Source organism: Streptomyces sp. NPDC006450, assembly GCF_040612195.1.
In the GTDB taxonomy this organism is placed as follows: Bacteria; Actinomycetota; Actinomycetes; order Streptomycetales; family Streptomycetaceae; genus Streptomyces.
In genome coordinates this window covers 1-22,661 of record NZ_JBEXPT010000046.1, presented here as the reverse complement: position 1 = coordinate 22,661, position 22,661 = coordinate 1, and the positions used below count along the sequence as shown (strand labels likewise).

20 protein-coding genes and 2 pseudogenes are annotated in these 22,661 nt (G+C 71.6%); 8 read left to right on the top strand and 14 right to left on the bottom strand.

The genetic code is table 11. The features are described from left to right. Positions 1 to 153: 153 nt before the first annotated feature. Positions 154 to 3,858 carry a S8 family serine peptidase gene (locus tag ABZY57_RS16500; RefSeq protein ID WP_356512417.1) on the top strand — a complete coding sequence of 1,235 codons (3,705 nt, stop codon included), beginning with the start codon at positions 154 to 156 and terminating at the stop codon, positions 3,856 to 3,858. 137 nt (positions 3,859 to 3,995) lie between these two features. After that, a complete protein-coding gene (locus ABZY57_RS16495; RefSeq protein ID WP_356512415.1) occupies positions 3,996 to 4,988 on the top strand; it encodes a helix-turn-helix domain-containing protein in 993 nt (330 codons plus the stop codon). Between the two features lie 58 nt (positions 4,989 to 5,046). Here ABZY57_RS16495 and ABZY57_RS16490 read toward each other — a convergent pair whose 3' ends face one another. Then, positions 5,047 to 5,433, bottom strand: coding sequence for a VOC family protein (locus ABZY57_RS16490; protein ID WP_356512413.1), 387 nt, complete (start codon positions 5,431 to 5,433; stop codon positions 5,047 to 5,049). A 344-nt stretch (positions 5,434 to 5,777) separates the two neighbouring features. Here ABZY57_RS16490 and ABZY57_RS16485 point away from each other — a divergent pair, with 344 nt between their 5' ends. Further along, complete coding sequence (locus ABZY57_RS16485) at positions 5,778 to 6,281, top strand: flavodoxin domain-containing protein (protein WP_356512411.1); 504 nt, start codon at positions 5,778 to 5,780, stop codon at positions 6,279 to 6,281. Between the two features lie 82 nt (positions 6,282 to 6,363). On the opposite strand, the gene ABZY57_RS16480 is transcribed toward ABZY57_RS16485, so the two are convergent. Further along, on the bottom strand, positions 6,364 to 7,356 hold the full coding sequence (locus tag ABZY57_RS16480) for a nitroreductase family protein (protein WP_356512409.1): 993 nt from the start codon (positions 7,354 to 7,356) through the stop codon (positions 6,364 to 6,366). A 176-nt stretch (positions 7,357 to 7,532) separates the two neighbouring features. Next, positions 7,533 to 7,913 (bottom strand): CBS domain-containing protein, encoded by a 381-nt coding sequence (locus ABZY57_RS16475; RefSeq protein WP_356512407.1) that lies wholly within the window; start codon positions 7,911 to 7,913, stop codon positions 7,533 to 7,535. Positions 7,914 to 8,387: 474 nt separating this feature from the next. Between ABZY57_RS16475 and ABZY57_RS16470 the strand changes: the two genes are divergently transcribed. From ABZY57_RS16470 to ABZY57_RS16460, 3 genes and pseudogenes are all read left to right on the top strand, one after another. Further along, positions 8,388 to 9,293 (top strand): universal stress protein, encoded by a 906-nt coding sequence (locus tag ABZY57_RS16470; RefSeq protein WP_356512405.1) that lies wholly within the window; start codon positions 8,388 to 8,390, stop codon positions 9,291 to 9,293. Then, the gene (locus ABZY57_RS16465; protein WP_356512403.1) at positions 9,290 to 9,949 is read left to right on the top strand and encodes a universal stress protein; all 660 of its coding nucleotides are present in this window, start codon (positions 9,290 to 9,292) and stop codon (positions 9,947 to 9,949) included. Before ABZY57_RS16470 ends, ABZY57_RS16465 begins: the two co-directional genes overlap by 4 nt. Before the next feature lie 40 nt (positions 9,950 to 9,989). After that, a pseudogene (locus ABZY57_RS16460) lies at positions 9,990 to 10,211 on the top strand (GNAT family N-acetyltransferase); the annotation flags it as partial. A 220-nt stretch (positions 10,212 to 10,431) separates the two neighbouring features. Here ABZY57_RS16460 and ABZY57_RS16455 read toward each other — a convergent pair. The 9 genes and pseudogenes from ABZY57_RS16455 to ABZY57_RS16415 all read right to left on the bottom strand — a co-directional run bounded on the left by ABZY57_RS16455 (position 10,432) and on the right by ABZY57_RS16415 (position 18,459). Then, entirely contained in the window at positions 10,432 to 11,355 is a 924-nt protein-coding gene (locus ABZY57_RS16455; RefSeq protein ID WP_356512401.1) for a universal stress protein, read from the bottom strand. Positions 11,356 to 11,562: 207 nt separating this feature from the next. Next, entirely contained in the window at positions 11,563 to 13,122 is a 1,560-nt protein-coding gene (locus ABZY57_RS16450; RefSeq protein ID WP_356512399.1) for a YfcC family protein, read from the bottom strand. Beyond that, complete coding sequence (locus ABZY57_RS16445) at positions 13,119 to 14,072, bottom strand: carbamate kinase (RefSeq protein ID WP_356512397.1); 954 nt, start codon at positions 14,070 to 14,072, stop codon at positions 13,119 to 13,121. Before ABZY57_RS16445 ends, ABZY57_RS16450 begins: the two co-directional genes overlap by 4 nt. A gap of 31 nt (positions 14,073 to 14,103) precedes the next feature. Then, a complete protein-coding gene (gene argF, locus ABZY57_RS16440; protein WP_356512395.1) occupies positions 14,104 to 15,105 on the bottom strand; it encodes an ornithine carbamoyltransferase in 1,002 nt (333 codons plus the stop codon). Between the two features lie 54 nt (positions 15,106 to 15,159). Further along, positions 15,160 to 16,383, bottom strand: coding sequence for an arginine deiminase (locus ABZY57_RS16435; RefSeq protein WP_356512393.1), 1,224 nt, complete (start codon positions 16,381 to 16,383; stop codon positions 15,160 to 15,162). 259 nt (positions 16,384 to 16,642) lie between these two features. Then, the gene (locus ABZY57_RS16430; RefSeq protein WP_356512391.1) at positions 16,643 to 17,521 is read right to left on the bottom strand and encodes a universal stress protein; all 879 of its coding nucleotides are present in this window, start codon (positions 17,519 to 17,521) and stop codon (positions 16,643 to 16,645) included. Positions 17,522 to 17,669: 148 nt separating this feature from the next. Continuing rightward, positions 17,670 to 17,924 carry an oleate hydratase gene (locus ABZY57_RS16425; RefSeq protein WP_356512389.1) on the bottom strand — a complete coding sequence of 85 codons (255 nt, stop codon included), beginning with the start codon at positions 17,922 to 17,924 and terminating at the stop codon, positions 17,670 to 17,672. An 82-nt stretch (positions 17,925 to 18,006) separates the two neighbouring features. Next, positions 18,007 to 18,120: pseudogene (locus tag ABZY57_RS16420) on the bottom strand (oleate hydratase); the annotation flags it as partial. A 138-nt stretch (positions 18,121 to 18,258) separates the two neighbouring features. After that, positions 18,259 to 18,459 carry a hypothetical protein gene (locus ABZY57_RS16415; protein WP_356512387.1) on the bottom strand — a complete coding sequence of 67 codons (201 nt, stop codon included), beginning with the start codon at positions 18,457 to 18,459 and terminating at the stop codon, positions 18,259 to 18,261. A gap of 318 nt (positions 18,460 to 18,777) precedes the next feature. On the opposite strand from ABZY57_RS16415, the gene ABZY57_RS16410 reads away from it, so the two are divergent. After that, a complete protein-coding gene (locus tag ABZY57_RS16410; protein WP_356512385.1) occupies positions 18,778 to 19,398 on the top strand; it encodes a hypothetical protein in 621 nt (206 codons plus the stop codon). 119 nt (positions 19,399 to 19,517) lie between these two features. Here the strand turns inward: ABZY57_RS16410 and ABZY57_RS16405 are convergent, their stop codons facing one another. Together ABZY57_RS16405 and ABZY57_RS16400 are read right to left on the bottom strand one after the other, a co-directional pair. Then, positions 19,518 to 20,273 carry a universal stress protein gene (locus tag ABZY57_RS16405; RefSeq protein ID WP_356512383.1) on the bottom strand — a complete coding sequence of 252 codons (756 nt, stop codon included), beginning with the start codon at positions 20,271 to 20,273 and terminating at the stop codon, positions 19,518 to 19,520. 186 nt (positions 20,274 to 20,459) lie between these two features. Further along, positions 20,460 to 21,326, bottom strand: a complete 867-nt coding sequence (locus tag ABZY57_RS16400) for a universal stress protein (protein ID WP_356512381.1) — start codon at positions 21,324 to 21,326, stop codon at positions 20,460 to 20,462. Positions 21,327 to 21,754: 428 nt separating this feature from the next. On the opposite strand from ABZY57_RS16400, the gene ABZY57_RS16395 reads away from it, so the two are divergent. After that, entirely contained in the window at positions 21,755 to 22,630 is an 876-nt protein-coding gene (locus tag ABZY57_RS16395; protein ID WP_356512379.1) for a universal stress protein, read from the top strand. Positions 22,631 to 22,661 lie beyond the last annotated feature (31 nt).

Sequence of the window (22,661 nt, the reverse complement as noted above, 5' to 3'; positions counted from 1 at the left end):
GATCCAGGCGACACGTACGACTTCGACCCGATGTGTTCGGTTCATCGGTGTCGAATCCGTGCCATGGCAAAGACTTGCCCCCGTCAGGCATTCACGTCGGTGCCACCCGGCCGATAGACCCATGGCATGTCCTTCCCTTCGCTCTCTTCAGCCGTGCGCCGCAGACGCCGGCAGCTGGTCTCGGTCGCCACCGCGATACCGCTGCTGGCTTCCGGACTCGCCGCTCTGCAATCACCCGCACAAGCCGCTCCGAACAAGCCCCCCGTGCCCGCCCGGTCCTCGACGACCCACAAGGTCACCCTGGTCACCGGCGACGTCGTCACGGTCACCACGATGGCCGACGGCAAGCAGACCGCCGACATCGACCGGCCGGACAATGCCGTCGGCGGAGTGAAGATCCAGGAGATCGCGGGCGACCTGTTCGTCATCCCGGACGAGGCGGCGCCGCTGCTGAGCACGGACAAGCTGGACCGGCGGCTGTTCAACGTCACCGACCTGATCGCCATGGGCTACGACGACGCGAAGGCGTCCGCGGTGCCGCTGATCGCGACGTACGCCGCGCCGAAGTCCCGCTCGGTGGCACCGCCGACGGCCCCCCGGGGCAGCAAGCTGAGCCGCGAGCTCAAGGGCATCCGCGGTACCGCGCTCAGCACCGAGAAGCGGCAGGCCCGCACTTTCTGGACCGACGTCGCGCCGCGCGGCGGCACGACGTTGGGCGCGGGCGTGGCGAAGCTGTGGCTCGACGGACGGGTGAAGGCAACCCTGAAGGAGAGCGTGCCGCTGATCGGCGCGCCCGAGGCATGGGCGGCCGGGTACACGGGCAAGGGTGTCAAGGTCGCGGTGCTCGACACCGGCATCGACGTCAACCACCCCGACTTCGCGGGCCTGATCGACGGCACGACCAGCTTCGTGCCGGGTGAGGGCGTGACGGACGTCAACGGGCACGGCACGCACGTGGCCGGCACGATCGTCGGTTCGGGCGCCGCCTCCGGGGGCGCCGACAAGGGCGTCGCCCCCGGCGCCGACCTGTTCGTCGGCAAGGTGCTCGGCGGCCCGGAGGGGTCCGGCCAGGACTCCTGGGTGATGGCCGGCATGCAGTGGGCCGCCGAATCCGGTGCTGACGTCGTCAACATGAGCCTCGGCAACTCCTACCCGACGGACGGCAGCGACCCGATGTCGCAGATGGTCGACGCGCTGTCCGCGCAGTACGGCACGCTGTTCGTCATCGCCGCCGGCAATGCGGGCCCGGAGAGCATCTCCGCACCGGGAGCGGCCGCGTCGGCGCTGACCGTGGCCGCCACGGACAAGCAGGACCAGCTCGCGTCCTTCTCCAGCACCGGCCCGCTCGCCTACTCCGGCGGTATGAAGCCGGACATCGCCGCGCCCGGCGTGGACATCACCGCGGCCCGCTCGCAGGAGATGACCGACGGCGGCCAGGGCCTCTACCGCACCATCAGCGGCACCTCGATGGCCACCCCGCACGTCGTCGGAGCGGCGGCGATCCTGGCACAGCAGCACCCGGGCTGGACCGGCGCGCAGCTCAAGGAACACCTGATGAGCACGGCGAAGGGTCTGGACGGCGGGTACTCGCCGTACGAGGTCGGCGCCGGCCGTCTCGACGTGGCCGCCGCCGTGCGCACCACGGTCCGCGGCACCGGATCGCTCTTCTTCGGCGACTACACCTGGCCGCACGAGCCGAGCGACGGCGCCGTCACCCAGGACCTGACCTACACCAACTCCGGTTCCGCCGACATCACCCTGAACCTGACCCTGACCGGCGGCGGCTCGTTCACACTGGGAGCCCCCACCCTGACCGTCCCGGCGGGCGGCGTCGCCACCGTCCCGGTGACCGGTGACCCGCGCAATGCCCCGGCCGGCCGGCACGTCGGCTACGTCGTTGCCGCCGACGCCGCCACGGGGAAGCCGGTGGCCCGCACCTCCGTGGCGTTCATCAAGGAAGAAGAGCGCTACGACCTGAACATCAAGCTGGTCGGCCGGGACGGCAAGCCCGCCGCCGGCATGGTCGGGATCAACCTGGCCGGCGACAACTGGCCCTGGTCGGTCCACGTCGACGGTTCGACCACCCTGCGCATGGCGCCGGGCCAGTACACCGTCACGGCCTACCTCGACGTGGCCGGTGAGCAGGGGGACCGCTCCGGTCTGGCCGTGCTGGTCGACCCTGAGACCATCCTGAAGGACGGCTCCGCCGACGTGGTGCTCGACGCGAGCAAGGCCCGCCTGCTGCAGACGGGGGCGCCGCAGCGCACCGAGGACCGCCAGCGCAAGGTCGACTTCAACGTTCACTACAAGGGCTTCGACGCCTTCATGGACTACCGCAGCGCGTACGTGCTGCCGCCGTCGTACGACGACGTGTACGTCGCGCCGACCGAGGTGATGAAGCAGGGCGACTTCATGCTGGTCACCCGCTGGCGCAAGGGCGAGCCGCTGCTCGCTCTGAGCACGCCGGGCGACCGGCTCCGCTTCGAGACCCTGGTGCAGGCGGGCAGCGCCCTGGGCACCGCCACGGACACCCTGAGCGCCGTCTACGCGGGCAGCGGCACGGTCGCCGAGTACGGGAAGGCCAAGGCCAAGGGCAAGGTCGTCGTCATCGAGCGCAATGACGAGCTCTCGCCGCAGGAGCGCGCCGCGGCCGCGGCCGCGGCCGGCGCGAAGGTGCTGATCGTGGTCAACGACGGGGTCGGCGCGCTGATGGAGTACGTCGGAGAGTCGGCCATCCCGGTCGCCAGCGTGCACCGCGACGCGGGCAGGACCCTCATCGCGATGGCCAAGGCCGGCAACCTCGTGCTGACCGCACGGCAGACCGAGTACACGCCCTTCGTCTACGACCTGACCCGGGACTACCCCGGCCGGGTGCCGGACCGGGCCCTGGTCTACAAGCCGGCCAAGGCCGACCTCGCCCGGATCGACGCGCGCTACTACGCCGCCGCGGGCGACCGGCTGGCGGAGGGCTACCGCTCCGACTTCACCCTCGACCCGTCGTTCAACTTCCCGGACACCGAGTGGCACCCGGGCACCCGCACCGAGTGGGTGACCCCGGGCCAGGTCTGGCGCGAGTTCCACGCGCAGGGCGTCGACGGTGCCCTGCCGTGGACGATGGTGTCCGGCGACAACACGTACGCCAAGGGCAGCGCCACCCGTCTGGACTGGTTCGCTCCGGTCACCCGGCCAGCCCAGAGCGAGTCCTTCGGTGTGTACAACTCCCGCTGGGGCAACTACATGACCTGGAACGTACAGGCGTGGGCCTCCGCCAGCGACAACATGCGGCTGGGAGGCTACCTGCCGTGGGGTGAGACGCCATCCCACCTGCAGGTGTTCCAGGGCGACACGCTGATCCACGACAACCCGCTCAGCGGAGACATGCAGTGGGTGGAGGTACCGGCGGGCAACCTGCCCTACCGCACGGTCCTCGATGTGGAGCGGCCCGGTGACGTCTTCCGGCTGTCGACGCGCACGCACACCGAGTGGACGTTCATGTCGGACACCGTCGAGTCGGACTACTTCGAACCGTTCTCGGCGCTGAACCTGGACTACAAGCTGGAGTCGGACCTGCACGGCGACGTCAGGGCCAATGCGACCCAGCAGATCGCGCTCAAGCCGGTGTCGCTGAACCTCTCGGCGGTCCCCGGCACCGTCACCACGGTGAAACTCGACGTCTCCTACGACGACGGCGCCACGTGGCAGAAGGTGAGCCTGACCCAGGGCGGCGACGGCTACTGGAAGGGTTCGTTCAGGACGGCCAAGAAGCCCGGCGGCTTCGTCTCGGTCCGCGCGAGCGCCGGGACGGACAGCGGGTTCAGCGTCAAGAACGAGATCATCCGGGCGTACGGCCTGCGATGAACCGCAACTTCGGGCCCCGGGGAGGCGACTTCCCGGGGCCCTTCCCGTCGCACCTGCTCCCACCAGGGACTATTCAGGGTCTGCCGCCATGGCGCATACTCTCCCCGCTGCGACAAGCGGAAGAGAGTCGGTCGCCGATGCTGGATGTTCTGGGCCTGGAATCCGATGACGAGCGCGTCTACCGAGCGCTGCTCGGACGTCCGGACTCCACCGCGATGCCGCTGTCGGACCTGCTCGCCCTCCCGCGAGCCCACGTCGACCAGGCATTGGCCCGTCTGGTCGGGTGGGGACTGGTGACCCGGTCGTCGGACGAGCGGTTCACCGCCGCGCCGCCGGCCATGGCACTCGGCGCGCTCATCACCCAGCGCCGGGACGGGCTGCGCATGGCCGAGCGGGCACTGGTGACGTTCGCCGAGGAACACCGGGCGGCGATGACCGGGAGCAGCATCAGCGATCTGATCGAGGTGGTCACGGGTGTCGACGCCATCCGCCATCGCTTCCTCCAGGTGCAGCAGGCCGCCCGCACGCAAGTCCGCAGTTTCATCACCGCACCGTTCGTCGCCCTGCCGCCCGACGAGAACACGGCCGAACCCATGGCCCTCGGACGGGGCGTGCACTTCCGGGCGGTACTGGACCGGGCCGTGCTGGCGGAGCCCGGCATCATCGACGATGCGATCACCTCACTGAGCAGCGGTGTGGAACTGCGGGTCGCCGACCAGCTGCCGATGAAACTCGTGCTGGCCGACGCCGAGCTCGGCCTCGTTCCGCTCGCCGTCACGCCGGCCGGAGAACCCGGCGCCGTGCTGCTGCACGGCAGCGGCCTGTTGGACGCGATGGACGCGCTGTTCGAGACGGTGTGGCGCACCGCCCAACCCCTCGAACTGTCCGGCACCGGCGGCGAAGCCGCACCCACCGTCGAGCTCCGTGACGGAGGCCCGACCGACCTGGACAGAAAGATCCTCGCGCTCCTGCTGGCCGGCCTGACGGACCCGATCGCCGCGACGCAGCTCGGCCTGTCGCCGCGCACGCTTCACCGACGCCTGCGCCACCTCATGGACATGGCCGGAGTCCGGACCCGGATGCAGCTCGGTGGTCACGCCGTCCGGCACGGCTGGGTGAAGCCGCACTGAACGCGTGCCGCCCTCGGACGCGGTACCCGGAGAGTTCACCGAAGGGAGTCGCGTCCGCTCAGGGGCGGTACCGCAACGGGTGGTCCTCCGGTACCTCCACGACCGCGATCCGCACCCCGTCCGGGTCGGCGATCCACATCTCGATCAGCCCCCACGGCTCCTTCACGGGCGCCCTCAGTACCCGGACCCCCGCCGCCACCAGCTCCTCGTGCGCGGCGCGGACATCGGCGACCTGCAGCCACAGCCGCAGGCCCGGCGCCGGCGGCTCCTCGGAGCGGCCCGAGACCTCCAGGAATCCGCCGCCGATGAAGTAGACCGTGCCGCGGTCCGGTCCGGTCCCGAACTCGCGGTAGACGGAGAGGCCCAGCGCCCCGCCGTAGAAGACGCGGGAACGTTCCGGATCCGTGGGGCGCAGCAGGATTCTGCTGGCGAGTACGTGAACCATGATGCGAATCTACGGGGTGCGGCAACCTCCGCGTACGTGCGGCAGGGCGGTCGGGGGCTTCCGGCTCTTCCCCCTCGGGCCGCCGCCGGGTCCCGAGCGCCGGGAGGGCCTTCCGGCGCACACCTCGGGGCCCGTCCGGACCGGGGCGGCGGCCCAGGAGGGACCTACCCCCTGGGCTCTCCTCGGGTAGGCGGGCACGTGTGAGAGTCACTTTCCCAGGGCCCGGACTTCGCAGTGCGGGCCGAACGGCCCCAGCCTGGGGCCGATGGCCCCCAGCGCACGTGCCACCCTCCCCGAGACAGTGAGGTCGGACAACAGCGGACCGATACCAGGGGAGAGTCGCCATGACTGCCAAGCGGGTCCTGGTCGCCTACGGAACCAAGCACGGTGCGACCGCCGGTATCGCGACGGAGATCGGCAAAACCCTCCGCGAGGACGGCCTGGAGGCCGTCGTCGTCCGCGCGGGCGAGGTGGACGACGTACGCGGCTACGACGCCGTCGTGCTCGGCGGCGCCCTGTACGCGGGCCGCTGGAGCGGTGAGGCCGAGAGTTGCGCGGATCGCAACGAGATCAACCTCAAGCACCGCGCCGTCTACCTGTTCAGCAGCGGTCCTGTCGACAGTTCGGCCGAGCAGCAGGCCATCCCGCCGGTGCCGGGGGTGGCCAGGGCGATGCAGAGGCTCGGCGCGCGGGAGCACATCACCTTCGGCGGCAGCATCGGGGCGGGCACACCGGGGTTCATCGCCCGGGCGATGGTCCGTGCGGGCAAGGGAGGCGATTTCCGCAACCCCGAGCGGATTCGGACCTGGGCTCACCACATCAGCGCCGAGCTCGGCCCCGCCTGCTGAGAGCCTCGTTCGCCGTGGCTGTCGGATGCGCTTCCCTCACCCTGCCCAGGCAGCGTGGGACGGGCGGTGACGGGGCGGGCCGTCACCGGATCTCCAGGACTTCGGCGGCGGGGCGGCGAGGGGTCGCCGGACCCTGGGGGCCGTAGCCGAGTCGGATGACCATCTGGACGTGGCCCATGCCGGCGAGGGGATCGCGTGCTGTCCAGCGCAGCTCAGGCCATTCGAGGGGCTGCGAGGTCATGGAGGTGGCCAGGCCGTCCGCGGTGGCCTGGAGCAGGATCCGCTCCAGGGCCTGTCCGGCCCGCAGCCAGTCCCGCGGGGTGTCGCCCGACGTGCCCAGCAGCGCGATCTGCGGCCGCTGCTCGAAGGCTGCCCAGGCCCGGCCGGGTACCGGCTTGTCGCGGCCGAAGTCACGGACGGTGGCTCCTGGGCCGGAGGAGAGGGGGCCGAACGCCTCGGTCGGGATGCCGTCGGACCGGGTCGCCTCGGCCGGCGTGCCGGTGTGGGTCCAGGCCGTGGCCTCCGCCTGCGCGGCGGGGTCCATGTCTTCCCGGTGCTCCGAGTCGTGGACCAGGCCGAGGAGCGTTTCCGCGTGCCAGGAGTCCGGGACGACGAGGCGGCAGCCTTCGAGGAGGGCGGCGGACCGGAGGCCGTCGAGCAGCGCGGGCGGAATCTCCTCGTCCGTGAACGGGAAGCGGCTCGTGTGACGACGGCGCAGGGCCGGGTGCAGGGCGGCGAGTTCCTGGTCGGTGGCCGGGGCCTGCCGGAGCTGGATGGTGGCGAGGAACCACGGGTCGCCGTCGTCGGGCAGTATCCGTACGAGGGATTCCCAGTCTGCCCGGGCGGCGGACACGCGCAGGTTGAACAGCGCGGCGGCGCAGCCCAGGTGGAGGGCCCGGTGGTCCGGATCGGTGTGCGGCATGGCCCGGCCGGGGTCCCCGTGGAGTTCGATCGTCCCGGAGTGGGAACGGTAGACGAACCGCCAGGGCTGGGCGTTGTGCATGGAGGGTGCGGTGACGGCGTCTTCGACGAGGCGGGTGACGGTTGCGCTGTCCGGGTGCGGGGTGGTGGCCATGGGACTTCCTGACTGCGAGGCCGGTCTCGGCCGTGGGCGACGACCGCGGCCGGTGCGGCCGCGTGGTGCATGAGGGCGTGGCCGGCGGGGCCGGTGCGGGTGCCGAGCGCGGACCGACGGGTGCGCCGGCCCTCGACGACGGGGGTGGGGCCGGACGACAGTTGACGGGACTTCCCTCACGCCTGTGCCGAGCCGTCGATGGCATGGCCGAGGTGCTGCGCCACGGAGACCACGCCGTCCACGGTCCGGCAGAGCCGCTCGATCACCGGGACGAGGCTCTTGCACTGCACCGTTCCGTGCACCTCGACCGTCCCGCCGGTCGCGTCCACGGCCACGGCGGCGGCTCCGCCAGCGCCCGGAAGCAGTCGCCCCGGCCCGGATTTCGGCAGTAGATCACCTTCCGAGACCACGCCGAGCGGCCGGCCGGCCGGGTCGATGACCGGAACCGCCGGTACCCGGTGCTCGACGAGGGTCCGGACGATCACCTTGAACGGGGTGTTCGCGGCGACGGTGACGACTTCGCGGGTCGTCGGCTCGCGCAGCTCTCGATGTCTCACGGTCCTCTCCTACCGCTCGATGGCCTTCGACTCGTCCACCGACATGTAGTCGTCCTCGTAGTTGAGCCGATCGATCACGTCGACGGCTCATTCGTCGCAGCAATGCCGCCCCGTCAATCACCCGACCGGTGTCGAGAAGCGGTGCAGGTTCCGGCACCGGGTCGTCGACGGCGCAGCCGACTGTCCGGTCGACGCCGACGACCCCCGCGCAGGCAAACGATTCCCTCGCGCCACCGAACACCGCGGCATAGGCCGTGCTTCCCGCCGGCCCGCCTGATCCCTCGCCCCGGGCGGACCAGAGGCCGAACGGGCCCGGTGCGGCACCAGTCGGCCTCCGGTCGAGGGCCGGCAGGCTGCCCGTGGACCTCGGCAGGGACCTTCGGCCCGGACGGGGTCCACAGGGCCCCTCTCCCCACCAGGAGCCGCACTGTCAGCGTAGAGCTGTTCCCAAGTGGTGCTCGGCAAGGAGGAATTGTGGAAAGCAACAGGAGTGGTCCGGAACTGGGATCGGTCGTCGTCGGCGTCGACGGGTCCGAGCCGGCCCGGAGGGCGGCGCTCTGGGCCTCGGACGAGGCCGCACGGCGTCGGCGCCCCCTGCACATCGTGTACGGGTCCGACATCGACGGCCGCGTCCTGGACCTCTCGGACGAGGACGCCGAGCGGGTCCGTGCCGAGGCCAGGGAGCTCCTGGACGGCACTGCGACAGCCGTTCAGGACCGTCATCCCGCGCTCTCCGTCTCGACGGAGTTCAGCCGTAGCGGGCCCGCGATGAGCCTGCGCAGGGCCGCGGGCACCCGCGGCACCCTCGTCGTCGGCAACCGGGGTCCGGGAGGCTTCAGCTCCCTGACGCTGGGGCCGGTCGGCCTGAAGGTCGCCGCGGAGGCCCGTACGCCCGTGATCGTCGTGCGGGGGAGCGAGGACGAGCCCACCCACGGGGTCGTACTGGCCGCCGTCCGAGACGAGCACGACCTCGACTGCGTCCGCCACGCCGCCCGCGCGGCGGAGCTGCGCAAGGCCACACTGCGGCTGCTGCACGTGCGGAACCTGCTCGAGGCCGTCGGCTCGGTGGCGAGAACCCTCACCAAGTCCGACGAGGCGGCCGACGCCCATGAGCAGAGCCTGGCGGCCGTCGCCGAGCAGATCAGGGACGAGTACCCCTCGCTGACCGTCCAGACGGACGCCCTGGAGGGCGTGTCGGTCGCCGGCGTCCTGGTGGAGGCATCGCGCCACGCGGACCTGCTGGTCATGGGCGGGCGCCGGTCGCCCGGTTCCATCGGCCGCACCCTGGGGCGTGCGACCCACGGTCTCGTGCACCACGCGTACTGCCCCGTCGAGCTCATCCCGCGCCACAGCGACGAACACCGGAACGAGGCGTCATGACGACCACCGAAGGCCGCGAAATCCTCGTCGGCATCGCCCCCGGAAGGAACTGGTACCCGTCCCTCGCCCAGGCAGCCGACGAGGCGGGGCGGCGCGGTCTGGGGCTCCGGATCGTCGTGTCCGTGCCCTCGCGGCACGAGGCACCCCCCACGGACGAGGGTGCGGACGGGACCGTCGTGCGCCACGTGGAGGGGAGAACCCGTCCGGAGACGGCCCACGCGCGTCGCGACGACGAGCACACCCCCGGGCAGGCGCCCTACCTGGTCGTCGGCATCGACGGCAGCGAGTCCTCGAAGGCGGCCCTGGCGTTCGCGCTGGAGGAGGCCGACGCGCGAGGGGCCGGAGTGCGGGCGCTCTCGGTCCGGCAGCCGTCGGCCGTCATGACCCAGGGCGAGGAGACCGCCCTCCAGGAGCAGCGACGGATGCTGTTCGAGACGACGGCCGACTGGGCGCAGAAGCATCCGGGCGTCGTGCTGACCCACGAACTCCCGGTCGGGCAACCGGTGGAGGAACTTGCCAAGGCCTCCGAACACGCCCTCGCACTTGTCGTCGGCCGCGGTGCCACCGGAGCACACGCGGACACGCGGCTCCGCTCCGTGGCCGATGGTCTGCTGCACCGGGCGCCCTGCCCGGTGATCGTTGTTCCGGCCGTGTGAGCCTGTGGGACGGCGCTCGGCCTCGTTCACCGTGTTACGCGAGCACGCCCGCACGATGGGCCCACGCCACGCTCTGCTGTTCTGCCGGCCGTTTCTGTAAGCGCTGTACCGCCGTCTTGGCTGGCACGGCCTCGATGGCGACGTCCTCGGTGAACAGTCCGAGTCACGGCTGGTCGTGATGCCGCTGCGCACGATGGTCATCCCGCTGCACCATGACGCGACGTGGCCATCGGGTCCCGTCCGCCTGCTGTCCCTGCCCATGGGACAGTTTTGCCGATGTGTCCAGGGACAGCGTCAAGGTGTCACTCCGGGACGGGCAGGAGGGCCCGACCGCCCTCCGTTCGGGCCCGGCCCTGGTGTGCCGGCCGCGGCCATGGCGAAGGGCGCCCGTTGACTCGTCTGCGATGACGAGTGCGGACGCCCTTCGGGGGACTGACACCGGCCGTCAGGTCCGGTGGCACCGGTCCGGTGCGGCACCCGCCTCAGGGGTGCGGAACGACCGCGACCGGGGCGGCGGAGTGATGGAGCAGGGCGTGGGCGACCGGGCCGAGGTGCGTGCCGATCGCCGAGCGGCGGATCCGTCGGCCGACGACCACGAGCGAGGCACCGGCCGAGGCCTCCACGAGGTGGCCGGCGGCCGGGCCGACCGAGGATTCCTCCTCGACCCGGACCTCGGGGTATTTGCTCCGCCAGGGCCGCAGCGCGTCCCCAAGTGCGGTGGCCGTTCCGGCCGCCATGCCGTCGCGGATCTCGGGGGCGATCAGCGCCGGGTCGAAGGTGTAGGCGGGCGGCATGCTCCAGCCGTGGACCACGCGCAGCGGGGCCCGGCGCGCTGCCGCCGCGTGGAAGGCATAGTCGAGGAGCTCGTCACAGGGACGGGAGAGGTCCAGCCCGAGCACGACCGGCCGGTAGGCACCCTCCTGCGGCCCGCTGCCGTCGGGCGCCGACAGGTAGGCGCTCTCCATCCATGAGCCCGTCCGCACGACGACCACCGGGCGCTCGGCGTGGGCGAGCACGGCCTGGGACACCGAGCCGACGAGGAACGCCGTCATCGCCCCCAGCCCGCGCGAACCGAGGACCAGCACCTCCGCCTCCTGCGCGGCGTCGGCCAGGACCGTCAGGGGCTGGCCATCCATCTGCTCCGTGCTGATCTCCAGGCCGGGGTGACGCTCGGTCAGCTGCTCGAAGGCCTCCCGGGGGATGCGCTCGCCCCAGTATTCGGTCGAGGCCGGGGCCGGGGCCGGAGCCCCGGCGAGGGACGCGTACCCGTAGGGCGGCGCCCAGTACTCCACCGCGTGCAGCAGCTTGAGCGGGAGCCGGCGGAGCCGGGCCTCGCGCGCCGCCCACTCGGCGGCGGCCAGCGATGCGGGTGATCCGTCCAGGCCTACGACGACCGTTCGTGACATGGTGTTCCTCCAGGAAAGTGTGTGAGAGCGCGACCACCGTCGGCGGCGCGTGTCCCACCCTCCCGTGCCGTGCCGTGGAGGGAGGATGGTCCGGGAGGCCCTGGGCCGGGGCCGAACGTCCCTCTGGTACGCGTCCGGCTTCCCGAATCAACGGCACAGCCCGACAGACCTCCAGCCCGGCGCAGGCCGGGGCAGGTCCGACCGGGCTCAGCCGAGCGCAGCGCCCAGGACCAGGAATCCGCCGATCACCAGGAGCAGAGCTCCCATCAGGGGGGCAACGAAGCGCAGGTACTGGTCGTAGCGGATCTTGGCCAGGGCCAGGCCGCCCATGACGACGGCCGAGGTCGGCGTGATCAGGTTCACCCAGCCCGATGCCGACTGGTACGCCGTGACCACCAGGGACCGGCTGACGCCGGCGAAGTCGGCGAGCGGGGCCAGGATCGGCATGGCGAGGGCGGCGTGGCCCGACGAGGACGGTACGAGGAACGCCAGGGGAACGTTGACCAGGAACATCAGTACCGAGAAGGCTCCGTGGGACGTGCCCGACACGGCGCTGTGCAGGCCGTTCAGGATGGTGTCGGTGACGGCGGCGTTGTTCATGATCACGGTGACCCCGCGGGCCAGCATGACGATCATGGCCGCGCCGACGAAGTCCCCGGCCCCACGGGTGATCGCCTCGGACGTGCCGTGCTCGCCGAGGCCGCCGATCAGGCCGACCGCGACGGCAGCCACGATGAACAGGGCCGCCAGCTCCGGGAAGTACCAGCCGAGCGTCGGCAGGAACGTGACGCCGAGGTCCGCCCACGGGACGACCGCGAAGATCATGAAGAGGAACGTCCCGGCGAAGACGCCGAGGACGGTGCGGTGCCGACCGGTGAGAGAGGCTTCCTCCTCGCCCTGCGCCGCGAGGGCGAGGTCCTCGTCGGTGGCCGGGGTGAGCGAGCGCGACGGGTCGGCCAGGACGCGCCTGGCGTACCGGACCACGTACCAGGCGGCGATGGCCGTCAGGCACACCCACATGACAAGCCGCAGCAGGATTCCCTCGCCCGTACCGATGCCCGCGCTGTCGGACGCGACACCGGTGGCGAAGGGGTTGACGGTGGAGGCCAGCGTCCCCACCCCGGCACCCACCATGATCACGGTGGCCGCCACCATCCGGTCGTAGCCCAGGGCGAGCATCAGCGGGATCACCAGACCGTAGAAGCCGAGTGTCTCCTCCGCCATCCCGTAGGTGGTTCCGCCCAGCGAGAAGACCGACAGGAGGACCACGAGGAGGAGGGTCCGGTGTCCGCGCAGGCGGTGTGCGAGGCGGGCCACGCCGAGGTTGAGCGCACCTGTGCGCATGGTCACGGTGATGAACGCGCCCACTGCCAGGATGAACAGGAAGACTCCGGCGGCGCCCGCGAACGACCCGGCGGCGCCCGGCGCGGTCAGCCCGGTCCCGGAGTCGGTGACCCCGTACAGGCCGTTGACGGGCGAGAGGAACAGGTCCTTGAGCCGGTCGAGGAAGTCCGTGGTCCGCTCCACAGCGTGGTACGTGCCGGGGATCGGAGCGCCGTCCGGCGCGATGTCGTAGCGGCCTGCCGATATGACGAAGGTCAGGGCCCACACGACGACGGTCACGGCCACCAGCACCGTGAAGGCTGAGGGGAAGTGCAGACGGCGTCTGCCGCCCCCGGCAGGTGCGCAGGGCGAGCCGGGGCCCGGTCCGGTGTCGTCGGGGCTGTCGATCTCGCGGCCCGCCGGGGGAGTGGTGCTGGTGCTCATGTCTGTTCCCGGAGTGTGAGGGTGCCGTCCTGGTACGGGCGGCCGTGTGGGGTCACGACGGTGCCCGCGGCCCCGTCGAGGATGGCCCGGGCGTCTTCGAGGGCGCCGATCGCGGCTGTGCCGCCGGTCAGCTCCACGAAGCGGCAGACGGCTTCGACCTTCGGTCCCATGGACCCGGCCGGAAAGCGCCCCGCCCGCAGGCGGGCGGGGGTGGTGTGCCGGATGGGCTCGGCCTGCGGGGTGCCGTGGCCGAGTTCGACGTACGGGACGTCGGTCAGCAGCAACAAGAAGTCGGCGTCCAGGGCCTCGGCCAGCAGGGCGGCGGTGAGGTCCTTGTCCACGACGGCCTCGACACCCGCCAACCGCCCCTGCTCGTCGCGGACCACCGGGACTCCGCCGCCGCCCGCGCAGACGGCGATGGCGCCGGATTCGAGCAGCAGCCGGATGACACGGGTTTCGACGACGCGCTGGGGGCGGGGCGAGGGGACGACCCGCCGCCAGTGTTCGCCGTCCGGCTTGACGGTCCAGCCGCGCTCGGCGGCGAGCCCGTGGGCCTCGGCCCGTCCGTAGACGGGGCCGACGAACTTCTCGGGGTCGGCGAAGGCGGGGTCGGCGGCGGAGACGAGAGTCTGGTTGAGCAGGGCGCAGACCTGCCGGCCGGGCAGCGCGTTCTGCAGGCTCTGCAGCAGCCAGTAGCCGATCATCCCCTGGGTCTGCGCACCCAGGACGTCGAAGGGGTACGGGCTGCTCAGGGAGCGGTCCGCGGCGCTCTGCAGGGCGAGTACGCCGACCTGTGGGCCGTTGCCGTGCGTGATGACCAGCTCGTGCCGGTCGGCCAACGGGGCGAGCGCGGCGACGGCCTTGTGGACGTTCGCCAGCTGAGGGGCGGCGTCCGGCCGTTCGGCGCGGTGCAGGAGGGCGTTGCCTCCCAGGGCGATGACTACACGCATGGGGAGTTCTCCGTCGATCGGGCCGAAGGGGTCAGTCGGTGAGGGTGGCGACGAGGACGGCCTTGATGGTGTGGAGCCGGTTTTCCGCCTGGTCGAACACGATCGAGTGGGCCGACTCGAAGACCTCGTCCGTGACCTCCATGGCGGTCATGCCGGTCCGCGCCGCGATCTCGGCCCCGACGGTGGTGTCGCTGTCGTGGAACGCCGGCAGGCAGTGCATGAACTTCACCCGCGGATTGCCCGTCGCCTTCAGCACGTCCATCGAGACCTGGTACGGCCGCAACAGCGCGATCCGCTCGTCCCACAACTCCGCCGGCTCACCCATGGACAGCCATACGTCGGTGTAGACGAAGTCGACACCGGCCACACCCTCGGCCACGTCCTCGGTGAGGGTGATCCGCGCCCCGGTGGACGCCGCCACCGCACGTGCCTCGGCCACCACCTCGGGGGTGTTGGCCAGAGTGGCGGGGCCGACCATGCGGACGTCCATGCCGAGCATCGCGGCGGTGATCAGCAGGGAGTTGCCGACGTTGTTGCGCGCGTCGCCGAGGTAGGCGAACGACACCTGCTCCAGCGGCTTGTCGGTGTGCTCCCACATGGTGAGCACGTCCGCGAGGGACTGAGTGGGGTGCCACTGGTCGGTCAGCCCGTTCCACACCGGGACTCCGGCGTACCGGGCCAACTCCTCCACCAGCCGCTGGTCGCTGCCCCGGTATTCGATGCCGTCGTAGTAGCGGCCGAGCACCCGGGCGGTGTCCTTGACGGACTCCTTGTGGCCGAGCTGGGAACTCGCGGGTCCGAGGTAGGTGACGTGGGCGCCTTCCTGGTGCGCGGCCACTTCGAAGGCGCATCGGGTGCGGGTGGAGGTCTTCTCGAAGATGACGGCGATGTTCTTGCCGTTCAGCTGCTTGCGCTCATGGCCGGCCGAGCGGGCGGCCTTGAGCTGTTCGGACAGGTCCAGGAGGTGGCGGAACTCGGCCGGGGTGAGGTCGAGTTCCTTGAGGAAGGTGCGGTGGCGCAGGTCGACGGGCATGGTGGCTCCTCCGGGCGTACGGAAACTTCGGGGACGGCTCTGCGGTGCGTGCGGTCAGACCGCTTCGCGTTCGACCGGGCAGCTCATGCAGCGCGGACCTCCGCGGCCCCGCCCGAGCTCGCTGCCGCGGATGGTGATGACCTCGATCCCGTTCCTGCGCAGGTGGGTGTTGGTGGTGACGTTGCGCTCGTAGGCGACGACCACCCCGGGCTCCACGGCCAGCACGTTGCAGCCGTCGTCCCACTGCTCGCGCTCGGCGGAGCGGATGTCCTGGCTGGGCGTGAGGACGTTGATCTTCTCCAGGCCCAGTGCGTCGGCCACGGCCTGGTCGAAGTCCTCCGGGAGGTGGTCGGTGATCTTCACCCCCCGGCCGTCGTCGTCGGGCTCGATGGTGCAGGAGCGCAACGGGCCGAGGCCCGCGTACCGGGTGAAGGTGTCGCCGCTGACCATGGTCATCACGGTGTCCAGGTGCATGAAGCTGCGGGCCTTGGGCAGGTCGACCGCGACCACGCGGCGTGCGGACCCCGCGGCGAACATGCGCAGCGCGAGCTGTTCGACGGCTTGCGGCGTGGTGCGCTCGCTCATGCCGATCAGCACGGCGCCGTTGCCGATGACCAGCACGTCGCCGCCCTCGATGGTGGCGGGAAAGCCGGCCCGGCCGTCCGACCACCGCTGGTGGTCGCCCTTTGCGAACAGCGGGTGGTGGCCGTAGATCGCCTCGAAGTGGACGGTCTCGCGGCGCCGCGCCCGCTTGCGCATCGGGTTGATGCTCACGCCGTCGTACACCCAGCACGAAGTGTCGCGGGTGAAGAGGTGGTTGGGCAGCGGGGCCAGCACGAAGTCGTCCGGCGCCATCGCGTGCAGTCGTATGCTCGCCGTCGCTCCGGTACGGGCCAGCAGCTCGGTCTTCGTGATGCCGCCCACCAGGCAGGCCGCCAGCTCGCCCGGATCCATGACGTCCAGGGCGGCGTGCACCCGATCGGTGGCCAGCGGCCCGAACTCGCGCTCGTCGACGACTCGGTCGAGGATCAACGTGCGGGCCGCGGGAAGGGCCAGAGTCTCGGTCAGCAGTTCCGCGAGGAGGTGCACCTGAACGCCGCGGTCGCGCAGGGTGTCCGCGAAGGCGTCGTGTTCCTCCCTGGCTCGTTTGACCCACAGGACGTCGTCGAAGAGCAGCGCGTCCTTGTTCGTCGGGGTGAGTCGTTTGAGCTCCAGGTCGGGCCGGTGCAGGATGACCTGCTTCAGTCGGCCGGTCTCGGAATCCACATGGAAGGGCATGGCGCACGACCTCGGTGTGTGGGGATGCTTTTGGCTGGCCCGGTCCCTGCCGCAGTGACATGACGTGTCTGTTGCATACCGTCAGCTCGATTCCTCTGAAGTCGAGTTACCGGTGGGGGCGGGGCGATGTATGAACCCTGTCACCGCGTGCGCGGCGCGGCGGGCGCCGATGGTCCCTGCCGTCGGGCTCAGTGGCCCCTCGGAGCAGGGCCGTTCGGTCCACGATCAGGCGGGCTCCGAAACGTTCGAGAGCACAGGGTCAGTCGTGCGGGACGACCGCCAGCGGAGTGCGGCAGCGGTGCAGCATGGTGCGGGTCACCCCGCCCGTGCGAGGTCCGAGTCGGGAGTTCCGGGTGCGGCGGCCGATGACGACCAAGCCGGCCGTGTCGGACGCCACCAGCAGCTGGCGCGCGGGTCGGCCCGGGCGGATCTCCCCCGTAACGCGTACACCTGGGAACGAGTGCTGCCACGGGGCGATCACCCGGGCCAGGCGATGGGAAGCGGCCGGGTCCGAGGGCATGCCCGTGTCCACCGCCTCGGATCTGCGGCCATCCGAGGGGCCCGGGCTGTGGACGACGCGCAGCGGCGCTCCCCGCAGGTCGGCCTGGGAGAAGGCGAACTCCAGTACCTCGTCGCACGGGTGAGAGAGGTCCAGGCCGAGAACGACGTCGCCACCCGTCGCCGGCTCGGGATCCCGGACCAGGACGATCGGATGCCGGGTACGGGCGACCACGGCCAGGGCCACCGAGCCGACGGCGAACCCGGCGACCCCGCCCAGCCCGCGTGAGCCGAGCACCAACATGTCGGACGCCGCCGCGGCCTGGCACAGCACCGAGGCGGGCTCGCCGCACCGCTCCAGCGTGAAGACGTCCAGGCCCGGGTGGTCGTGGCGCACCCGCTCTGCCGTCGCGCGGGGATGCGCCTCCGGCGCTCCGTGTCCGATGAGCGGTGAGTGGACGTCCGGCCCCAGATCCCATACGTGCAGGAGCCGCAGCGCCACACCGCGGCGGCGTGCCTCGGCCGCGGCCCACGAGACGGCAGCCAGGCTCGCACGAGAACCGTCGAGACCGACGGTGACCGTTCGGGCCGGGGGCCGGGGGCTGCACCTGGGCGGAGGAATGAGCGAAGCGTCGAGCATGACGAGGACCTCCGGGAGCGGGAGCGGGAGCGGGGGCGGGGGCGGGAGCCGCGTGCGGGAGCGGGGGCGGGAGCCGCGTGCGGGAGCGGCGTGCGGGCGTGTTCGGGCCGGGCTCAGGCGAAGACGGCCTTGAGTGCCCGAAGCGCCGTCATCGGGTCGGACAGCGCGTGGTAGACGGCAGCCGGGCCGTCTCCACCCGGTCGGCGAGGGTGAAGTCCAGCGGGGAAGCGTCCAGGATGTGGCCGTCGCCGTCGATCAGCCGGGCGTTGGCGTGTGTGAGCCAGCGGTCGTTGAACTCCTCGGACTCCTCGGTCTCCTGCAGGACGGAAACCGCGTCGTCGCCGAGCGTGGGAATGGTCTCCAGCAGGTTCCACAGGCAGACGTAGGCTTCGTCCTCCGGCATCCGGCCGCCGCGAGTGACTGACCGACTCCGGGGCGCCGTCACCGTCGAGCGCGCCGCCCGCCGTCGGCAGTTCCTCCAGGATGCGGATGTTCTCGCCGGGCATCGCGGCGTCCCGTACGAGGAAGACCGCCGCGGCAAGCGAGGCGATTCCGCCACTGACCAGACAGGCCCGGGATATCTGCGCGTCGTCCGTCATGGCCGTCCCTTCGAAGGGCGGGGTGTCCTCGCCGTTACGGCCAGTCAACTCCCTTCTCAGCGGGCTCCGCAGGGGCCGACGGGCCTGATGGCGAGGTCCGTTGGTCCCTGCGGAGCCGGCGGCCGGGTGCGCGGCGACTCACATGCCGTGCATGGAGTTCGTACCGCTGCCCGGACGGTCCAGCCTCGTAGCGGCGGCGAGCGCGATGAAGCCGACGGCCATCAGGATCAGTCCGACGAGCGGCCGGTCGGCGTTGTGCCACTGCCAGTCCACCGCGAAGGTGAGGATGGCGCCGATACCGATCGATGTGATGGCGCCGATGGCAAGGAGACCGGCCATGGCACTCACCTCCCTTGCGTCGTCCACGGAGCGCCGTGCGCCGTGCCGGCCCCACTGTCGGTGAAGGCTGAGCCGGCCCTCCAGGGGCCTGTCGGCCCGTCTGCCGGCCACACGGCCCTCAGGAGCGGAATGAGCGCGTGGTCGCTGCGGACCGCTGCCCTGTCTGGCGGTGCCGGGAGAGCCGCGAAACCGTTGCGTCGAGGGACCGTTGGCCGCATGGTGCGGGCCGTTCGCCCCCGTGGCCCACGCTCGGCACCGAGGGACATTGGCTCCGGGCAGGCAACACTGCCTGCCCGTGAGAGAAGAGGTTCCTACGCCATGGCTCTGCATCAGCACCGACAGTCGGGGATGTCCTTCGCCGGCCGACGCAAGACCACCTCGACCGCGGCATCCGGCACCGCGGCCGACGAACTCACCCTGCCTCTGGCCGTCTCGCGCATTGCGGCCGGCACCCGCCTGCTCATCGCCTTCACGTTCCTCTGGGCCTTCGGTGACAAGACGTTCGGCTGGGGATACGCGACCCAGGCGGGCAAGGGTTGGATCGACGGAGGGTCTCCCACCAAGGGCTTCCTGAGCCGTGTCGCCGCCGGGCCCCTGCAGGAGACCTTCCACGCCTGGGCGGGCACGGCCTGGGCCGACTGGACCTTCATGCTGGGACTGCTCGGCATCGGTGTCGCCCTGGCGAGCGGGGTCGCCCTGCGGGTCGCGGCTGCCGCGGGCACCGTGATGATGGCCCTCATGTGGGCCGCCGAATGGCCTCCCGCCAGACACCTGTCGGACGGCCAGCTCAGCATGTCGACGAATCCGCTGGTGGACTATCACGTCCTGTACGCGGCCGTGTTGGTGATGCTCGCAGTAGTCGCCACACAGCGTTCGGGGGGCCTGGGCGCTCGCTGGCAGACCCTGCCGTTCGTCCGCCGCAACCGCTGGCTGCTGTGACGGCCGTCGGGGAATCCGGGTCCGCCCTGCCCGGGCGGACCCGGATCGGCGGCGACGGGGGTCACTCGGGGTGGTGGGCCCGTACGAGTACCACGACGCGTACCGCGATGCGGTGGGGCTCAGTCATGGGCGACCACGGCGATCGGGGACGCCGAGTGGTGCATGACGGCGTGCGCGATCGCGCCGACGTGGGTGCCGTACTCGGCGCGGCGGATGCGCCGGCCGACGACGACGAGGGTGGCGCCGACGGCGGCGTCGAGGATCCGGACCGCTGCCGAACCGATGGTGGCGCGCGGGTCGACTGTCACCGAGGGGAACCTCGCACGCCATGGATGCAGCATTTCGTCCAATGCCGTGGCGACGCCGCGAGCCATCTCCGCGTGCACGCCGGCGTCGAAGGCCGGTGCGTAGCCGAGGACCGGCGGCGGGGACCAGCCGTGGACGACGACGAGGGGACAGCCGTGGAGGGCCGCTTCCTCGAAGGCGAAGGAGAGGAGCCGGTCACACGGCCGGCCGATGTCCACCCCGGCCACGACAGGACCCCGACGTGCCGGGGCTTCGGCAGCAGGCAGCGCGTGGCCGGGAGCCCGAACGAGCACGACCGGGCACTCCGTTGCGGAGACGGTCGTCGAGCCGGTGGATCCCACGAGGAAGCCGGCGACGCTTCCGAGCCCGCGGGAGCCGATGGCGAGCAGGGCGGAGTCCTTGGCGGCGGCAGCCAGGGCCAAGGAGGGGAGACCGCCCACCCGACGCGAGGCGATCTCGAGCGATGGATGCCCGCGCCGCTGTTCGTCGGCCGTGTCGCGCAGGACGCCCTCGGCCCAGTGCCGCCGCTCCTCGGTGGTCGAGACCGGCAGCGGAGGGTTCTCCAGCACCACGGCTGACCACACCGGTCAGGTGGCCGTCGGCGTCGACCACCGGAAGCCGTTTGGGGTGGCCGCGGGCCATCAGCCGGGCGGCTCCGGAGATGGTCGCGTCCCCCCCACCGTCACGGCGGGTACGGTCCTCAGCCGGCCGGCAGTGACGGCGTGGGACTCCTCAGGGACTCTGCCGCTGACCGCTCAGTGGGCGATGACGACCACGGGTGCCGCCGCGTGATGGAGCACCGCGTGGGCCACCGGCCCCACGTGCGCGCCCAGCGGGGAACGGCGCAGGTGCCGGCCGACCACGACGAGGTCCGCACCGGCGGCGGCCATGACGAGCTGACCGCCGGCAGACCCCATGAAGGCCTGATGGGTGACCTCGACCGCCGGGAACTTGTGCCGCCAGGGCCGCAGAGTGTCTTCCAGCATCTGGGTGACGCTCCGGCCGATGTCGCGCTCGTTGGCGGGATCGGCGAAGGGGACGTATGCGTAGGCGGCGGGAAGCTTCCAGCCGTGGACGGCGCGCAACGTGCAACCACGGCGGTCTGCTTCCTCGAAGGCGAACGACAGGACGCGGTCGGTGGCCTCGTGGATGTCGAGGCCGACGACGATCTCGCCGAAGGAGGTGGTGGCGTCCCCTCGCGGTTCGTCCGTCACGCGGACCAGGGCGACCGGTGTCTCGGTCGCCGCGAGCGTGGACAGGCTCACCGAGCCGAGGAGGAACCCGACCAGTCCCCCGGTTCCGCGGGAGCCGAGTACGAGCAGGGCTGCGTCGGCCGCCTCGGCGGCCAGAGCGGCGGCGGGTCGGCCGGAGAGGCATCGGGTGGTGACCTCTACCCGCGGATATCGCAGGCGTAGCTCCTCCAGGGCTTCGGTGAGTGCTTCGTCGGCCCACCGGTCGGCGTTCTCACGGCCCGGCCGCGGAACGAGAGGGGCTTCGGGCCAGTCGACGGCGTGAACGAGTCGCAGCGGCACCTGCCGCACTGCTGCCTCCCGGGCGCCCCAGAGGGCTGCTGCCCGGCTCTCGGGGGAGCCGTCGACACCTACGGTCACATGGCGGTTCATCGCGTATCTCCTCGGCGGTGAGCCCAACCGGGCTCTCATGGGGCGTGGCGTGCCAACTGCCCGAAGGCGTTCCTCGCCGTGGTCATCAGGGCATGCCGTGCGCGGCGCGCCCGGGTGGTGCGGGCAGCGTGTCGTCGGAGCGGGCGGTCAGACGCGCGGCGACCGCTACGACTCCGTGGGGTAGGCGGGCATGTCCGCTCCTCCCTGCGGCGGTCCGGAACCTTCGGCGGCTGAGCCGATGCCGATACCTTGCGCTCGCCCAGAACCCGGCGCGAGGGGAGGACGGTCCCTCGGGAGGGACCGTCGGCCCCTGTGGGGCGAGCCCCCTCACGGCGAAGGTGGGTTCAGCGGCGCCGGCACCCCCGGCCGGTGCCGCTTCCCCCGCCGGCCGACCCCGATGCCCTGGCATCAGTACGGAGGACAGACCCGTGAAGCGCACCCTCGTCGTCGGAGTGGACGGATCCCCGCAGAGCCGGGCCGCGGCCGACTGGGCCGCTCGCGAAGCCGTACGGCGCGACCTGCCCTTGCACATGGTCCACGCCTGGCTCTGGCAGCCGCTGGCACAGCCGATCACCCAGAATCGCGACACCGAAGCCCGGCGCGCCGGCGACATCTTGGGGGAGGCGGAGGCAGAACTCACCGACCGCTACCCGGGAATTGCCCTCACCGCCGAGTTGCTCTCCGACGTGCCGGTTCCGGCGTTGCTGCACGCGGCCAAGGGCGCCGACATGCTGGTTGTCGGCACCCGCGGGCACAGCGCACTGATGGGATTCCTGCTGGGCTCCTACGGCCAGCAGGTGATCGCCGCGGCAGAGTGCCCCGTGGTCTCGGTGCGCTCGGCATACGACAGGCCGGTGGCCCTGCCCGAGCTGGGCGAGGTCGTCGTCGGCCAGCAGGGCGGCGTGCAGGAGTCCGCCGAGGTGCTGCGCGTCGCCTTCGAGGCGGCCGCCGCACGCAAGGCCCCGCTCCGCGCCGTACGCGCCTGGAGCCCGCCACCCGTCTACGGCTACAGCCCCGGATCGATGTGGATCGCCGATCAGTTCGGCGGCCTGGAGCCCTACGAGAAGGCCGCGCTGGGACAGGCCCTGGAGCCCTGGCGGCAGAAGTACCCCGACGTGGACGTCAGGGAGCACGTGGAGCAGGGCAGCGCGGGCCACGTGTTGCTGACGGCATCCTCGGACGCGCAGCTCATCGTCGTCGGTCGCAGGGTCCGCGAATCCTCCGTGGGGGCACGCATCGGATCCGTGGCACATGCCGTCCTGCACCACTCGGCCCGCCCCGTCGCCGTGGTGCCGCACCACTGAGCCGATGGCGAAAGAGGGGGTCGGGCACGCC

Bases quoted from the DNA above. Each gene is read 5' to 3' on its own strand.
- ABZY57_RS16400 (WP_356512381.1), bottom strand. From the start codon at position 21,326: ATGAACCGCCATGTGACCGTAGGTGTCGACGGCTCCCCCGAGAGCCGG.
- ABZY57_RS16485 (WP_356512411.1), top strand. From the start codon at position 5,778: ATGACTGCCAAGCGGGTCCTGGTCGCCTACGGAACCAAGCACGGTGCG.
- ABZY57_RS16445 (WP_356512397.1), bottom strand. From the start codon at position 14,072: ATGCGTGTAGTCATCGCCCTGGGAGGCAACGCCCTCCTGCACCGCGCC.
- ABZY57_RS16495 (WP_356512415.1), top strand. From the start codon at position 3,996: ATGCTGGATGTTCTGGGCCTGGAATCCGATGACGAGCGCGTCTACCGA.
- argF (WP_356512395.1), bottom strand. From the start codon at position 15,105: ATGCCCGTCGACCTGCGCCACCGCACCTTCCTCAAGGAACTCGACCTC.
- ABZY57_RS16450 (WP_356512399.1), bottom strand. From the start codon at position 13,122: ATGAGCACCAGCACCACTCCCCCGGCGGGCCGCGAGATCGACAGCCCC.
- ABZY57_RS16465 (WP_356512403.1), top strand. From the start codon at position 9,290: ATGACGACCACCGAAGGCCGCGAAATCCTCGTCGGCATCGCCCCCGGA.
- ABZY57_RS16490 (WP_356512413.1), bottom strand. From the start codon at position 5,433: ATGGTTCACGTACTCGCCAGCAGAATCCTGCTGCGCCCCACGGATCCG.
- ABZY57_RS16430 (WP_356512391.1), bottom strand. From the start codon at position 17,521: ATGCTCGACGCTTCGCTCATTCCTCCGCCCAGGTGCAGCCCCCGGCCC.
- ABZY57_RS16415 (WP_356512387.1), bottom strand. From the start codon at position 18,459: ATGGCCGGTCTCCTTGCCATCGGCGCCATCACATCGATCGGTATCGGC.
- ABZY57_RS16425 (WP_356512389.1), bottom strand. From the start codon at position 17,924: ATGCCGGAGGACGAAGCCTACGTCTGCCTGTGGAACCTGCTGGAGACC.
- ABZY57_RS16435 (WP_356512393.1), bottom strand. From the start codon at position 16,383: ATGCCCTTCCATGTGGATTCCGAGACCGGCCGACTGAAGCAGGTCATC.
- ABZY57_RS16480 (WP_356512409.1), bottom strand. From the start codon at position 7,356: ATGGCCACCACCCCGCACCCGGACAGCGCAACCGTCACCCGCCTCGTC.
- ABZY57_RS16455 (WP_356512401.1), bottom strand. From the start codon at position 11,355: ATGTCACGAACGGTCGTCGTAGGCCTGGACGGATCACCCGCATCGCTG.
- ABZY57_RS16410 (WP_356512385.1), top strand. From the start codon at position 18,778: ATGGCTCTGCATCAGCACCGACAGTCGGGGATGTCCTTCGCCGGCCGA.